The sequence below is a fragment of the Martelella lutilitoris genome (assembly GCF_005924265.1).
GTDB classification, from domain to species: Bacteria; Pseudomonadota; Alphaproteobacteria; order Rhizobiales; family Rhizobiaceae; genus Martelella; species Martelella lutilitoris.
This window is the reverse complement of record NZ_VCLB01000002.1, coordinates 317270-332276: the sequence shown is the minus strand read 5'-3', so window position 1 is coordinate 332276 and position 15007 is coordinate 317270. Positions and strand designations below refer to the sequence as shown.

The 15007-nt window shown below is 61.7% G+C and carries 14 protein-coding genes and 1 tRNA gene; 11 read left to right on the top strand and 4 right to left on the bottom strand.

All coding sequences use genetic code 11. From position 1 onward, the window contains the following. Window positions 1-112: 112 nt before the first annotated feature. Together FF124_RS04330 and FF124_RS04325 are read right to left on the bottom strand one after the other, a co-directional pair. Complete coding sequence (locus FF124_RS04330) at window positions 113-1699, bottom strand: hypothetical protein (protein ID WP_138747254.1); 1587 nt, start codon at window positions 1697-1699, stop codon at window positions 113-115. A gap of 581 nt (window positions 1700-2280) precedes the next feature. After that, window positions 2281-2760 carry a MarR family winged helix-turn-helix transcriptional regulator gene (locus FF124_RS04325; protein WP_138747253.1) on the bottom strand — a complete coding sequence of 160 codons (480 nt, stop codon included), beginning with the start codon at window positions 2758-2760 and terminating at the stop codon, window positions 2281-2283. Between the two features lie 194 nt (window positions 2761-2954). Between FF124_RS04325 and FF124_RS04320 the strand changes: the two genes are divergently transcribed. The 10 genes from FF124_RS04320 to FF124_RS04275 all read left to right on the top strand — a co-directional run bounded on the left by FF124_RS04320 (window position 2955) and on the right by FF124_RS04275 (window position 12355). Continuing rightward, window positions 2955-4031 (top strand): cupin domain-containing protein, encoded by a 1077-nt coding sequence (locus FF124_RS04320; protein ID WP_246072168.1) that lies wholly within the window; start codon window positions 2955-2957, stop codon window positions 4029-4031. Continuing rightward, window positions 4031-4630: a maleylpyruvate isomerase N-terminal domain-containing protein gene (locus tag FF124_RS04315; protein WP_210237432.1), complete on the top strand. Its 600-nt coding sequence runs from the start codon at window positions 4031-4033 to the stop codon at window positions 4628-4630. Before FF124_RS04320 ends, FF124_RS04315 begins: the two co-directional genes overlap by 1 nt. 16 nt (window positions 4631-4646) lie before the next feature. Then, window positions 4647-5348, top strand: coding sequence for a fumarylacetoacetate hydrolase family protein (locus FF124_RS04310; protein WP_138747250.1), 702 nt, complete (start codon window positions 4647-4649; stop codon window positions 5346-5348). Beyond that, on the top strand, window positions 5348-5992 hold the full coding sequence (maiA, locus tag FF124_RS04305; RefSeq protein ID WP_138747407.1) for a maleylacetoacetate isomerase: 645 nt from the start codon (window positions 5348-5350) through the stop codon (window positions 5990-5992). The genes FF124_RS04310 and maiA overlap by 1 nt, the downstream gene beginning before the upstream one ends. A 67-nt stretch (window positions 5993-6059) precedes the next feature. Continuing rightward, window positions 6060-7046, top strand: a complete 987-nt coding sequence (locus tag FF124_RS04300) for a TRAP transporter substrate-binding protein (RefSeq protein ID WP_138747249.1) — start codon at window positions 6060-6062, stop codon at window positions 7044-7046. After that, window positions 7043-7537, top strand: coding sequence for a TRAP transporter small permease (locus FF124_RS04295; protein WP_138747248.1), 495 nt, complete (start codon window positions 7043-7045; stop codon window positions 7535-7537). The genes FF124_RS04300 and FF124_RS04295 overlap by 4 nt, the downstream gene beginning before the upstream one ends. Next, on the top strand, window positions 7534-8796 hold the full coding sequence (locus tag FF124_RS04290; RefSeq protein WP_138747247.1) for a TRAP transporter large permease: 1263 nt from the start codon (window positions 7534-7536) through the stop codon (window positions 8794-8796). Before FF124_RS04295 ends, FF124_RS04290 begins: the two co-directional genes overlap by 4 nt. A gap of 160 nt (window positions 8797-8956) precedes the next feature. After that, a complete protein-coding gene (locus FF124_RS04285; protein ID WP_138747246.1) occupies window positions 8957-10168 on the top strand; it encodes a 3-hydroxybenzoate 6-monooxygenase in 1212 nt (403 codons plus the stop codon). A gap of 180 nt (window positions 10169-10348) precedes the next feature. After that, window positions 10349-11017, top strand: coding sequence for a potassium channel family protein (locus FF124_RS04280; RefSeq protein ID WP_138747245.1), 669 nt, complete (start codon window positions 10349-10351; stop codon window positions 11015-11017). A gap of 3 nt (window positions 11018-11020) precedes the next feature. Beyond that, the gene (locus FF124_RS04275; protein WP_138747244.1) at window positions 11021-12355 is read left to right on the top strand and encodes a TrkH family potassium uptake protein; all 1335 of its coding nucleotides are present in this window, start codon (window positions 11021-11023) and stop codon (window positions 12353-12355) included. 76 nt (window positions 12356-12431) lie between these two features. On the opposite strand, the gene melA is transcribed toward FF124_RS04275, so the two are convergent. Then, window positions 12432-13790 carry an alpha-glucosidase/alpha-galactosidase gene (melA, locus tag FF124_RS04270; protein WP_138747243.1) on the bottom strand — a complete coding sequence of 453 codons (1359 nt, stop codon included), beginning with the start codon at window positions 13788-13790 and terminating at the stop codon, window positions 12432-12434. A gap of 164 nt (window positions 13791-13954) precedes the next feature. On the opposite strand from melA, the gene FF124_RS04265 reads away from it, so the two are divergent. Continuing rightward, window positions 13955-14899 (top strand): AraC family transcriptional regulator, encoded by a 945-nt coding sequence (locus FF124_RS04265; protein ID WP_138747242.1) that lies wholly within the window; start codon window positions 13955-13957, stop codon window positions 14897-14899. A 25-nt stretch (window positions 14900-14924) separates the two neighbouring features. On the opposite strand, the gene FF124_RS04260 is transcribed toward FF124_RS04265, so the two are convergent. Further along, a tRNA-His gene (locus tag FF124_RS04260) sits at window positions 14925-15001 on the bottom strand. Between the last annotated feature and the right edge of the window lie 6 nt (window positions 15002-15007).

Here is a 15007-nt window from a genome sequence, read left to right as displayed (position 1 = left end):
CGGCCCTACTCCTTGACGGCTGGCAGGACGACCGGACCTAACCCTTTTTCTTTGCACTGTGACTGATCAGCGACACCGGACGCATACAAAAGCCAGATCAATTTTCATTTCCTTAATAAGCAAATCGCAACGTGAGTCCATAGCGCGGCTCGTCCTGTGCAAGCATTGTACCGAGTCCGTGCAGACCTGTTGCATTTGTGGCATAGACATCGGCGCTGAACGGCGTTCCGTGAAGATCATACCGGGCGCCCGCAGACCAGATCGTATCGCCGTCATCGGAGACAGCCGTGACCTCGCCCAGCAATTCGAGGTCGCGGAATGGACGAACGGAAACCCCGCCGCCAATCCCCCATATACGCTCGGTGTGATAGGCCGCGAACTTCGATTCCAGCGTCACGCTGGCCTTTTCCGACAGGGCGAGGCTGGCCGGCAACGCGCCGTAAAGAACGCCAACGGTCGGCTTGTTGAAATCGCGGCCGGCGAGAACCTGGCCGGAAAGCGAGAACAGATCGCCATACTTCTGGTCCATCAGCCGCAGCTTGCCGCCGAACATATAGGACCATTCATCATTCCACGGGCTTTGCGCGCTTCCCGCCGCCCCGCCTGCAGGGTACTGCGTGAAGTAGGCATCGAGCTGCAGATCCTGATCCGGGCTGAAGGCGAGATGGATGTCGGCGAAGTCCCTGTCGCCCATCCCGGCTTCAACCAGAATGCGGCCGGGCGTCAACGTATCGGCGCTGTTGAGCGTAATCCCACCGATCTGCTGCTGGAGTTCCAGCTCGGTGACGGGGCTGAGCATATCCGCCCGGTAGCTGTCGAAATAGACATCGCGCGTCGCCTCGCCGACAAAGGGCGTGTAACTCAGCCGAATGCCATAGGCGATGTCATCGGATTTCGGGGGAAAGGCGATGATGCTCGTTGCCGGCGTCATGCCCCAGCCATTGGTCGCAAAGATATCCACGGCGGCCTTCGGCGTCACGGCCAGTTTCATGCCGGCCATCCACACCGGCGTCGTTTCCAGACCGCCACTGCTCGACAGCGTGTTGCCGTCGGTCGCATAGGGCAGCATCACCGTCGCATAGGATTGGAGACCCGTGATCGGCTGCCATGTCAGTCCGGCGCCGATATAGGGCACGGTTCCGAAATAGGGCTGACCGTTGATGCTGTCGGGCAGGAAGGAGACGCCCGGAGTCACATGGAAACGCAGAGAATCGGTCACCGTCAGGCTCACCGGTAGCTGAAGGCTCCCGGCAAGGTCCCATTCCCCGTTCGCGTCATTTTGATAGAGATCGCCGGACAAGAAGACGCCTTCGAGCGAGCCGGACACGGCCATGTTCAGGCCGTAGCTGTCGATCAAACCGTATTTGACGCCGCCGCCGCCGGCAAGAAAGGTGAGGTTCTCATCGCAGAGCGCGGTTCCGCATTGCGGCGGGTCATCGAAGACATGACCGAAGGCGCTGACCTGGAAACGATCAGTGATCGCCCAATCGGCCCGTCCCTCATAGACCTGCGTACCGGTCGCCTCGCCGCCCAGCGTCTGGTCGGACCCGAATTGCAGATAGACCGCGCCCTTGGGCAGGAGATAGCCGGTCTCGAAGCTCGAATAGTTGGAGGCCATCATCTCGATCGGCGTCTGATCGAGAAACAGGGCGCCGGGGCCCTCAAGCACCTGCGCGACGGCAGGTCGCGTTGTCGCCAATCCGAACAAAACACCGCAAAAAACGGGCAAAAGAAAGAGACCGGCCAGGCTCGATACTCTGGACATAAACCGTCGCTTCCCGATCGCAAAACATCCTAAAAAATCGAGGCGACGATAGCTCATTAACAAATCCTAAACAAGCGGACGTCCGAAACCGCACGACATACAAGATCAACCAATAAACTAGGAGTAGAATAAAACGCAGCGAATCACGGGCATATCACCCGCTATAGATGATTCTCGGATCATGTATACCCTCTGGTTGCGTGGGTTTCTACAGCCTTTAGTCGAGATGTCGCCGCCAGAGAAGCGCCTTGGCAAGGGCTGCGCAGCGATCGACGTGATATTTTTGCAGCGCCTTAACCATAATTCGTCAATGACGCAGAAACGCAACTGTGCCGCGAGAGAAAACACCATCTCATCTATGAACCAGAGGTGATCTGTGAAGGGCTCCCGGGGCGGAAGCCAGGGCAGGCTCCGGTCCGCACCGACAAGGCGGAGCCCTTTTGCGCATCAGGCGGGGCCGGACCTTTCGCAAAACCGAGGCCTTCAATGGATCCTTCCTGCAAGGGGTAATCCACCTAATCGCTGGCCGTCTCGTCAACGACACGGCGCAACGGGGCCCGCGACAATTCGTTGTTTGCATCGGTCAACTTGCGCAAAAGCACGAGAAACGTTTCCCGCTCTTCCGGCGTGAGTTCTTTCAAGATGACATCCTGCGTCGCAAACACCGACGGCCGAACGGCTTCGAGATAGCGCGCGCCCTCATCGGTCAGCTTCAATATCCGCGCCCGCCGGTCAGACGGACTGACGCGCCGCGCGACGAGGCCGCGCGCTTCCAGACGCGAAATGACGCCGCCGATTGTCACGCGGTCATAGGCAATCAGCCCGGCAAGCGTAGCCTGGTCGATGCCCGGATGGTTCGAAAGCTGCGCCAGAACGGCAAATTGCACCGGCGTCAGTTCAAACCCGGCCGCCCCAGTCTCCGCCATGAAAGCCGATACGGCGATTTGCTGCAGCCGGCGGATCAGGTGCCCCGGCAAGTCGTCGAGATTCGTCATGTCTCCCCCAAACCTATCCATTGTCAAAACAGAATATCGTCGCCGTGGCAACTGATCCTTCCTCCGCCCGCGGTTCGCCGGCACGGTGTCGGCAGCGCATCGGCTTCGGATATAATAAGCATACACATTAATTCTTGACGCCAGTCAATTTAATAAGTACACGTCCTATTAAATTGAGCATGGAGGAGCGTTCGATGAACATGATGATGCCCGAAGACAGCGCCGAACTGCGCGCGCTTTACGAGGCCTTCAAGACAAACCACCTCAATCCGCTCTGGACCCAGATCGGCGACCTGATGCCGCAGCATCCCAAGCCCAGGGCCAAGGCGCATGTCTGGAAGTGGTCCGAGCTTTATCCGCTGGCGCAGCAATCCGGCGAACTGGTGCCCGTCGGTCGCGGCGGCGAGCGCCGCGCCATCGGGCTTGCCAATCCCGGTCTTGGCGGTGAGGCCTATATCTCGCCGACGCTGTGGTGCGCGATCCAGTATCTCGGCCCGAAGGAAACGGCGCCCGAACACCGTCATTCGCAGAACGCCTTCCGCTTTGTCGTCGAGGGCGAAGGCGTCTGGACGGTCGTCAACGGCGATCCGGTGCGCATGAGCCGCGGCGATTTTCTGCTGACGCCCGGCTGGAACTTTCACGGCCACCACAACGAGACCGACCAGCCCATGGCCTGGATCGACGGCCTCGACATTCCCTTCTCCTATCAAAACGACGTCGGCTTCTTCGAATTCGGTTCCGACCGCGTCACGGATTATGCGACGCCGGACTATTCGCGCGGCGAACGGCTGTGGTGCCATCCGGGCCTGCGCCCGCTTTCAGGTCTTGAAAACACGGTCTCTTCGCCGATCGGCGCCTATCGCTGGGAATATACCGACCGGGCGCTCACCGAACAGCTGTTGCTTGAGGAGGAAGGCCAGCCTGCCACCTTCGGCCAGGGTCATGCGGGCGTACGCTACATTAATCCAACCACGGGCGGCGACGTCATGCCGACAATCCGGGCGGAGTTCCACCGCCTGCGCGAAGGCGTGGAAACGGCGACGCGCCGCGAGGTCGGCTCGACCGTGTTCCAGGTGTTTGAGGGCCGCGGCGCTGTGGTGATGAACGGCGAACGCAAGACGCTGGAAAAGGGTGACATCTTCGTCATCCCGTCATGGGTTGCGTGGTCTCTGGAAGCCGAAACACAGTTTGACCTCTTCCGCTTCTCCGACGCGCCGATCATGGAACGGCTGAACTTCAACCGTACGTTGGTCGAAGACGCGGACGCATGATGAGCCTCGACGAAGCCCGACGCGCGCTTGTGGCGCGCCAGGGCCCCGGCGCCCGCTATGACGCAGCCGATGCCCCGGCCGAAATGCTGCATCTCGCGCGCACCGGCACGGCCTATTTCGCCCGTTTCCTGAACCGGCTTGCGGATCGGGAGCTTTATGCGGCGTTGCGCCCTTCCGGCGAGACGGCCGCTCACGTGATCTGCGCCGTTTCCTACCAGGCGCGCGGCATCGCGCGTCAGGGCGAGGCGATCGCCGCGGGGAACACGGTTCCGCCGCTCTATGACAACGAGGACGACACCAGGGTGAAGATCGAGCTCGGCGCCACATTGCCGGCTCGCGCGCTTCGCCACTTGTTCGACCACACCGCCGTCCACCTGAACGTGGTCTGGCGGGACCTCACCGGCGACGGCTGGCGGACAGAAGCGCCCGGCGAAGACGGCGTATGGCGCCCCTTTTCAGACAGTGCCCGGATGCGGGCCTGCTTCATCTGGGCGGCCGCGTTCGATCTCAACAACGGCGCGCGCAAACGCGACATTCCGGCCGCGCTCGCCGCCGCGAAATGCAGTGAATTTGCCGTTTCAAACGGCATACCGACATGATGAAAGGACTTTACCGATGACCAAAGAGGCTCTTTTCCCCTCCCCCGCATGGCCAACCATTCCGGTTGAAGGCGAATCCGCCGGATATCCGGTCCATCGGATTTTCTGCGTCGGTCGGAACTACGCGGCCCATGCAGCCGAGATGGGCGTCGAAGTGGACCGCGAGGCCCCGTTCTACTTCACCAAGTCGGCGTTGATGGCCCAGCCAAGCGACACGACGATCGCCTATCCGCCCGGCACGGAGAATTTTCACTATGAGATGGAACTCGTCATCGTCATCGGCAGCCCGGTCTTTCGCGCGGACAGGACGGCAGCACAGGCAGCGATCTACGGCTATGCCTGCGGCCTCGACATGACCCGGCGCGACCTCCAGCTCGCCGCCCGCGCCAAACAGCGCCCCTGGGATCTCGGCAAGGACGTCGAGCAGTCGGCCGTCATCGCCGGCATCACCAAGGCGAAGGCCTTCGGCGCGCTCGGCCCGCAGCGCATCCACCTTGAAGTCAACGGCGAGGTCAAACAGGACGCGCATCTGTCTGACCTGATCTGGAAGGTCGACGAAATCGTCAGCGACCTGTCGAAATTCTATCATCTCGCCCCCGGCGACGTGATCATGACCGGCACGCCGGCAGGCGTCGGCCCCGTCGTTTCAGGCGATGTCATCACCGGCGGCATTGAGGGGCTTCAGCCTGTGAAGCTTTCGATCGGAGCGGCGGAATGATCCGCTTTTACGGCTATTTCCGCTCGTCCTCGGCCTATCGCTGTCGCATCGCCTTCAATCTGAAGGACGTCGACTACGACTTCGTTTCGGTGCATCTGCGAAAAGATGGCGGGCAGCAGAAGCAGCCTGACTATCGCGCGAAGAACCCGCAGGCGCTGGTCCCGGCGCTCGAGGACGGCGATCTCACCCTGACCCAGTCACTCGCCATCATCGAATGGCTGGACGAGACCTTTCCCGAAAAGGCGCGTTTGCTGCCGGATGACAAGGACACAAGGGCGAAGGTCCGCGCCTTCGCCCAGGCGATCGCCTGCGATATTCACCCGCTGCAGAACCTGCGCGTTCTCGACTATCTGAAGACCGCATTCGGGGCCGACCAGGCAGCGCTCGACCGCTGGTGCGGCCGCTGGATTTCCGACGGTCTCGCCGCCTGCGAGGCGCTTCTGGAAAAGGAGCCGGCATCCGCATTTTGCTTTGGAGAAACGCCGGGGCTGGCAGATATCTGCCTCATCCCGCAGGTTTTCTCCGCACATCGGTTCGGCGTCGACCTTTCCGCCATGCCGCGGCTTGTCGCGATCGCCGAGACAGCCAACGCGCTTCCCGCCTTCGCCAACGCCCATCCGCGCAATCAACCCGACGCGGAGTAACCACCATCGATCGGGCCGCACCGAGGAGGGCGGTCAGACACTGCCTATTACACCAGGAGGAGAAAACATGTCGTTTCAGAAATTCGGCCTGAAGGCCCTGCTTGCATCCGCAACCATCCTCGCCCTGCCCTTCGCCGCCGAGGCGCGCGAACTGCGCATGGGTCTCATCACCCCGCCGAGCCATGTCTGGACCAAGGTTGCCGAGCGCATGGCCGAAAAGCTGCCCGAGGCAACCGAAGGCGAGCTGACGCTGGCAATCTTTCCCGCCGGCCAGCTCGGCACGGAACAGGAAATGTTCCAGCAGATGTCGGCCGGGCTGCTTGACGCCGGGCTGATGACGGCAGCGATTACCTCGTTGCGCGCACCTTCGCTCCAGGGTTGGTTCACGCCCTACCTTTTCCCTGATGTGTCCGCCGCGATCGACGCTGCCGACACGCCTGCTGCCGGACAGATGCTCGACGAGCTCAATCGCGCCGGCCTTCACGGCATGGGCTACACATTCGCCGGCATGCGCCATATCCTGATGCGCGACGAGCCGGCCACAGATATCGCAGCACTTCAGAACAAGAAAATCCGGATCGTCCCCTTCCCCGCCATGAAGGTCTGGTGGCAGGCCGTGGGCGCGGTTCCCACGCCGGTCAACCTCACCGAGGTCTACCAGGCGCTGCAGACCGGCCTTCTCGACGGCGTTGATATCGATCTCGATGCGCTGGTCGGATTGAAGTTCCAGGAGGTTGCCAACAACCTGACGCTCACCAGCCACATGCCCTTTCCGGCCGTGATGGTGGTCTCGGACATGACCTGGGCCACCCTGACGGACGAGGAGCAGGACGCCTTTCAGGCGGTCGTTGACGAGGCCCTCGCCTGGGGTTCGCAACAGCAGATCGAAGCTGAGGCCAGCAACCTGGCGACGCTTGAAGGCGAAATGGACGTCACACGGCTGATGGACGGAAAGGAAGCCTTCGCCACCGCCAATGAAGCCGTGGACGCGAGTTTCGCCGCCTATCCGCTGATCGGCGCGTTCCAGGCCCAGGTCGCGGAGCAGGCGCAGTGAACCCTTTGGGCAAGATATCTGCCGGGCTGGTCCAGCTTGAACGCTGGGCCAGCAGGTTTCTCGTGGTCGGATTTGTCGGGCTGATCGTTGCCAATGTCGGCATGCGATACCTTGTCGGCCGCCCGATCATCTTCGCCGAGGAACTGGCAGCGATCATGCTGGTCTGGCTCGCCTTCATCGCCACGTCGATCTCCATTCACACCCGTGCCCAGATCGGCGTGACGCTGCTGATCGACAATTTCTCCGTCACCTGGCGCAGGATCATCGACCTTATGGTCTGGCTGCTGATCACGGTCATGCTCTCCATCCTGCTGAAGGCCGGCATCACATGGGTTCGTTCGCCCGTGGTCGAATTCGAACAGGTGATCACCACGGGCTGGGCCAAGGCCCCGTTCTTCACCATCTTCCCGATCTTCTGTGCCTGCGCGCTCGTCCATTCGCTGGCCCATGTGGCGCGCGCCGCGGGCGAAATCAGGGGGAAAGCAGCATGACCGGACTTTCCTTTCTCGTTCTGCTTCTGACCGGAATGCCGGTCGCCTTCGTGCTGATCGGCGCCACCCTCGTCTTCGTGTTCCTGTCGGGCCGCGACCAGCTGATCGCCGCCATTCCGCAGATCTCCTTCGGATCCGTGGAAAATTTCGACCTTCTGGCCATTCCGCTGTTCATCCTGCTCGGCGAGATCATGAATGAAAGCGGCCTGACGCGGCGCATCATCACATCCGTCCGAGTGTGGATTGCGCGCCTGCCGCACAATCTCGTCATCGTCAACCTGATCTCCAACCTGGCGCTTGCGGCGATCATGGGCTCGGCAACGGCCCAGATGGCGGTGATGAGCCGTGTGGTCGTTCCGGAAATGGAGCGCGACGGCTATGACCGTGGCTATGCCGCCAGCCTGACGGCCTCGGCCGGCCTTCTCGGTCCGATTATTCCGCCCTCCATGCTGCTGATCATCTACGGCGTGATAGCCCAGGTTTCGATTGCCGAGATGTTCATGGGCGGCATCGTCCCCGGTATTGCGCTCTTCGTCCTGATCCTGGTGCTGGCCTTCTGGCAGGCGACGCGCAACCACAAGCAGCAGGGCGGCACCGAGCGCCTGAACTTCTCGCAGAAGATCGCCGCAACGATCCCCGGCCTCGCCGCGATGCTGATCCCGCTCGTCATCGTCGGTGGTATTTCCTTCGGCGTCTTCACGCCGACGGAATCGGCCGCCGCGGCGATCGTTGTCGCGCTCGCCTTCGCCGTTCTCGAATTCAAGGGGCAGACATTCCGGCGCATCGTCCCGATTATCGACCGGACCGTCGCCAACTCGGCGATCGTGCTGTTCCTGATCGTTGCCGCGAAAATCTTCGGCTGGGTCCTTACCTTCAATCAGGTGCCGCAGCATGTCGCGGCCTTCATCGTCTCGCTGACGGATGATCCGACGATCTTTCTCCTGCTGATCGTGGTCTTCCTGTTCATCGTCGGGATGTTCCTCGACGGCATTGCGGCACTGATCATCCTGACGCCGATCCTTCTGCCGGTGGCCATCAGCCAGTATGGCATCGACCCGATCCAGTTCGGGCTGCTCCTTGCCATGACGCTGGTTCTCGGCCTGCTCACGCCTCCGGTCGGCACCGGGCTCTATATCGCGGCGGCACTGTCGAAAGTCTCGGTCATGCGACTGTCGAAACTGGTTCTGCCCTATGTGGCGGCGACGCTCGCCGTCATCCTCGCAGTGGTCTTCATACCCTGGATGGTGCACCCGTTCTGACGGACGGGTTCACCGGCGCCCCGATGAGGGCGCGCCGAACGCGTGAAGAACGCCGGTTCGCGGAAACGACCCCGCAAGGGGCGCCGGTGCCGGCAGCCGATAACTGAAACCGAGTTCAATGCCCCAGGTCTGACTTGCGGGCAAACAGAGGAGATTTGTCATGTCAAATGTCGCAAATGAAGCCGGTCCCATCCTGATTGCAGGCGGCGGCATCGGCGGTCTTGCCGCCGCCATCGGTCTGGCGAACAAGGGGCTGAAGTCGCTCGTTCTGGAGCGCGCGCCGAAGCTCGGCGAGATCGGCGCCGGCATTCAGCTCGGGCCCAACGCCTTTCATGCCTTCGACTATCTGGGCGTCGGAGACGCTGCGCGGGCGATTGCCGTCTATATCGACAATCTGCGCCTGATGGACGCGATCGACGGCGAGGAAATCACCCGCATTCCGCTGGACGATGCCTTCCGCGCCCGCTTCAAGAACCCCTATGCCGTGATCCATCGCGGCGACCTTCACGGCGTGTTCCTGAAAGCTTGCGAGGAGCATCCGCTCGTCAGCCTGCGCACCAATGCCGAAGTGGTCGACTACGACCAGGACGGAAGCGGCGTGACCGCGATCCTGAAGGACGGCGAACGGCTGAAAGGGTCTCTTCTGATCGGCGCAGACGGGTTGTGGTCCAATGTCCGCAAGAAGGTTGTCGGCGACGGCGCGCCGCGCGTTTCCGGCCACACCACCTATCGCTCGGTCATCCCGACGGAAGACATGCCGGAAGACCTGCGCTGGAACGCCGCGACCCTCTGGGCCGGGCCGAAATGTCATATCGTCCACTATCCGCTCAGGGGTTGGAAGCTCTTCAATCTCGTCGTGACCTATCACAATCACGCGCCCTCGCCGGAAGCCGGCGTGCCGGTCTCCCACGAAGAGGTTCGCAAGGGCTTCGAACATGTGGCGCCGGTCGCCCGCCAGATCATCGAGCGCGGTCAGGATTGGAAGCGCTGGGTGCTGTGCGACCGCGACCCGGTTGAAAACTGGATCGACGGCCGCGTCGTCCTGCTGGGCGATGCCGCCCATCCGATGATGCAATATTTTGCCCAGGGCGCGTGCATGGCCATGGAAGATGCCGTGGCGATTTCCCATGTGCTCGGCGAGGAAAGCGGCCCGCTTGACGAGGCCCTTGCCCGCTACCAGCAACTGCGCGCTTTGCGCACCGCGCGCGTGCAGTTGCAGTCGCGCGAAATCGGCCAGCACGTCTACCATCCCGGCGGCGCGCATGCCGCGCTTCGCAACGCTGTCATGCGCTCCAAGTCACCAAATGACTGGTATGACATCGTTTCCTGGCTCTACGGCTCCACCGGTCTCGAAGGCGCGGTATCCGCCTGAAAGCAAGCCGGAACCGGTCAAGACAGCCGGTTCCGGCGCCGCATGATGCCGATGGCCGCCCCGCGATCGGGTTGGCATGCCCGCATGGGACAGAACAGAAGCAACGGGATGTAAAAACTTGCGTTCTTCGTGTAGATGACGCTTTCTGCCGTCACCTGCAACAGCCGAAAGGCCGGAACCATGAAAACCCGCAGCTTCGCCGTCATCGGCCTTGGAACATTTGGCAGCACGGTTGCCAGCGAACTGGCCCGGTTCGGCAATCCGGTGCTCGGCATCGATATCGACGGACAATATGTCACGCGGCTGTCGGAAACGCTGACGGAGGCCGTCATCGCGGACGGAAAGGACGAAGCCGCGCTCAAGGAGGCGGGCGTCGGCGACTACGACGTCGCCGTCGTCGCGATCGGGGAAGATCTGGAAGCCAATGTACTGTGCACCATGAACGTCAAGATGCTCGGCGTCGAGACGATCTGGGTCAAGGCCCTCAACCGGACGCACCACCGCATCCTGACAAAGCTCGGCGCCGATCGCGTGATTTTGCCCGAGCAGGAAATCGGCCAGCACATCGCCCAGATGCTGCACAACCCGCTCGTGCGCGACTATGTCAGCCTCGGCAACGGCTATCATGTGGTCGATTTTAAGGTGCCGGCCGAACTCGACGGCAAGATGGTCGGACGGGCCGCCATTTTCGAGAAGTACAATGTCAGGGCCCTGGGCGCGATGCGCGGCAATGAGTTCCTGTCTTGCGAGGACGGCGACCTGATGCTCAAGGAGGAAGACAAGCTGTTGCTCCTCGGCAAGCGCGCAGACCTGCGCCATTTCGGAGACGACCTGCGTGACGGGAACTGACACATGGCCCGCATTTACGCGAAACGCCAAAAGCCTCGTCTGGCCCCGCCGTTCCTCCTGATCCTCATCTATGCCGGCTTCATCGTCTTCGGCACGTTCGCGCTGAAGCTGCCGCTGGCCTCAACCAGCCCGATCACCTGGTCCGATGCCGCCTTCACGGCAACTTCGGCGGTGACCGTTACAGGGCTGGTCGTCGCCGATACCGGCAGTCAATACACCGTCTTCGGACAGGCGGTGATCATGCTGCTGATCCAGGTCGGCGGGCTCGGCCTCATGACCTTTGCCGTCCTGATCCTGTCCATGTTCGGCCTGCCGGTCGGCTTTACCCATCGTCTCTACCTGAGAGAAGACCTCAACCAGACCTCCGCGACCGATCTTCTGGCGCTGACGCGCATCATCCTCAAGGTCGTGCTTTTGTGCGAACTCATCGGCGCGGGGCTTCTCGCCCTGGTTTTCGTGCCTGAGGCGGGCTGGCGCGAGGGCCTCTGGCAAGCCGTCTTTCACGCGGTCTCCGCCTTCAACAATGCCGGCTTCGCCCTGTTCCCCGACAGCCTGAGCCGCTGGGTCGGGAACCCTGTCATAAACCTCACCGTTCCAGCGCTCTTCATCATGGGCGGGCTCGGCTTCACCGTCGCCTCCGACATCTGGCGCACGCGCAACTGGCGTCGTTTCTCGCTGCACACCAAGCTGATGCTGGCCGGCACGGCGGCGCTGCTTTTGTGGTCGACCGTCTCATTCGCCCTGATGGAATGGACCAACCCCGGAACGCTCGGGGCGCTTTCCTGGCCCGATCGCCTCTGGGCGAGCTGGTTCCAGGCCGCCACGACGCGCACGGCCGGCTTCAACACCGTGGAGATCGGCAATCTCTCCGACGGCACCGCGCTCATGTTCATGACCCTGATGTTCGTCGGCGCGGGCAGTACGTCGACCGGCGGCGGTATCAAGGTGACGACCTTCATCGTCCTTTTGCTGGCCACCGTCGCCTTCTTCCGCAGCCGCGCCAATATCCATGTCTTCAACCGCGAGCTCGGGCTGGAACAGGTGATGAAGGTCCTTGCCCTGACGACGATCAGCGTCCTGCTCGTTCTCTGCGCGACCTTCGTGCTGCTCCTGTTTCACGAGGGTGATTTTCTCGCGATCGCCTTCGAAACGGTTTCGGCATTCGGCACGGTCGGCATGTCGCGCGGCATTACAGGCGATTTCGACAATGCGGGAAGAGCCGTGATCATGGCGGTCATGTTCATCGGCCGCGTCGGCCCGATGACGCTGGGTTTCCTCCTCGCTACCCGCAAGCCGAGCCGGATCGGTTATCCGGCGGGCACGGTCTATCTCGGATAAGACCTTCGGATCGGGTGCAGACGGTGACGACGCCGGGTGCGAGCCCCCTGCCGCTGCCCGCTCAGGCCGGACGCGCCTACCGCGCGGTCCGCGCCCATTCGGGGATCCAGTCGTCATGGGCGATCAGCAGATCGTCGACGAGCGACCATATCTGATCGAGATCGAGCTCGGCTGCCGTGTGCGGATCCATCATCGCGGCGTGGTAGAGATGTTCGCGGTTCTCGTTGACAAGGGCCGCGACGGTCAGTTCCTGAACATTGACATTGGTGCGGATCAGCGCGGTCAGCTGCGGCGGAAGGTCGCCGATATAGGTCGGCTGAATGCCCGAGGCATCGACAAGGCAGGGCACTTCCGCCGCGCAATTCGCCGGAAGCGAAGTGATGCACCCGTTGTTGCGAACATTGCCGTAGATCACGGAAGGCTCGCCGGTCCATACGGAATTCATGATGGACGAGGCATATTCCTTGCTCTGCTCGACCTTGATCTCGTCGGCCTTCCTGTATTCCTCCGCCTGATCCTTCCACATGGCAATCTGCTCGACGCAGCGCACCGGATACTCGTCCAGCGGAATGCCGAACTTCTCGATCAGATCCTCGCGGCCCTCCTTGATGAAATAGGGCGTATATTCGGCAAAATGTTCCGAGCTCTCGGTGACGAAATAGCCGAGCCTTGTGAGCATCTCATAGCGCACCTTGTTGGGGCAGCGCGGGTTCCAGGCAGACGGTTTGGGGAAGCGGCCGTCGCGGTAGCCGCGCACCAGATCGGGATAGAGGTCGCGGTAGCTGCCGTCCTTCTGCCGGTGCTCGAACTTCAGGAAAAAGGCCATGTGGTTGATCCCGGCCGAACGGTAACGGATATCCTCGACGGGGATGTCGAGGTCGCGCGCCAGTTCTCCCGCCGTGCCCTGCACCGAATGGCAAAGCCCAACCTGCCTGATCTTCGGAAATTTCTCGGCAATCGCCCAGGTGTTGATCGCCATCGGGTTCACGTACTGAAGCATGATGGCCTCGGGGCAGACCTGCATCATGTCCTCGCAGATCGACCAGAGATGCGGCACGGTGCGAAGCCCCCGCATGATGCCGCCGATACCGAGCGTATCGGCAATGGTCTGGCGCAGGCCATATTTCTTCGGCACTTCGAAATCTGTAATGGTGCAGGGCTCGTAGCCGCCGATCTGAAAGGCAACGACGACGAAATCCGCACCATCGAGAGCCGCGCGCTGGTCAGTGTGGGTGGTGATCTCAGCCTTTGAGCCGAGCGTCCTTGCGAGCTTTCGGGCGACGATCTCGCTTTCGGCCAGGCGCTCCCGGTTGATGTCCATCAGGGCAATGGACGCGTTTTTCAGCGCGGGACGCTGCAGGGCATCGCCGATGATGTTTTTCATGAAAACCGTGGAACCGGCGCCGATGAAGGTAATCTTGGGCTGTCTTGCCATAGAGGGTAAAATCCAACGCAAAAAATTGTCATTGAGCTGTCCGGCAGGGCGCGCCGAAAGACGCTTCCTGACGGTCAGGCTCGGCCTGTAACACTTGTGTTTCAGACTCGCGGCCCGCATTATGCGACAGTCGGCGCGAGATCAAAGAGAGGGATTGTGCTTTCATGGGTAATTCTGTGCTGCAGGAACTGCGGAATAAAGCGCCCGTCGGGCGGCTGATTTCGCTTCCGCGCGGCCACCAGGACCTGCACGCCATGCCGGTCAGCGCCGGATACGAGATCCGCACCCGTTCCGACTATCGGTGGGACGGGCGGCGGCGCGGCCAGAGCCCGTTCTCGGTGATCCAGTACACCATTGCCGGCGCCGGAAATCTGCGCTTTGAGAACCAGACTTTCCGGATCAGGCCCGGAGAGACGATGCTCACCCTGATCCCGCACAATCACAGCTACTGGGTGGAAGACGACGGCTACTGGGAATTTTTCTGGATCTCGCTCAACGGCGAGGAGGCCATGCGCATCCAGCGCGCGATCCTGGCAACCTCCGGACCCGTGCTGAAGCTGAAGGACAAGACGGTCGATCGGCTGGCGGACTGTCTGGGCCGGCTGCTGTCACCGGAAACCGACACGCCGGCAAGAGCGTCCGCAGTTGCCTATGACGTCACCATGCTGCTTTATGACGATGTCTTCGGAGCCCACGCCATGCCGCCGGTGGAAAGCCGGGCGATGCAGCGGGTCGCGCAATTTATCGATGCCAATCTGGAAAAGCCGCTTCCGGTCGACAGGCTGGCGGAAGTCTCAGGCTTCAGTCGCTCGCATTTCTCCCGGCTGTTCGCGCAATCGGAAGGCATGCCGCCGGCCGAATATGTATTGCTCAGACGCTTGAAGCAATCGACGCGCCTGCTGGCAGGTGGCGATCACAGCGTCAAGGAGGTTGCCGGCATGACGGGTTTTGCCGATCCGAACTATTTCGCGAAGGTGTTCCGACGCTATTTCCGCGTCAGCCCGACAGAATTCAGGAGGATCGGCCTCGCCGCCAGCATCATGACCATGAATGCGGAAACCGTTCCGCCCGCGTTGAAGAAGGAGGCGGTCGAGTATCCTCAGGCGTGATCCTGCCATGGATGAGAAATAAGAATGGTACGGTTGGGTGGGGTCGAACCACCGACCTCAGGTGCCACAAACCTGCGCTCTAACCAACTGAGCTACAACCGCACAAGG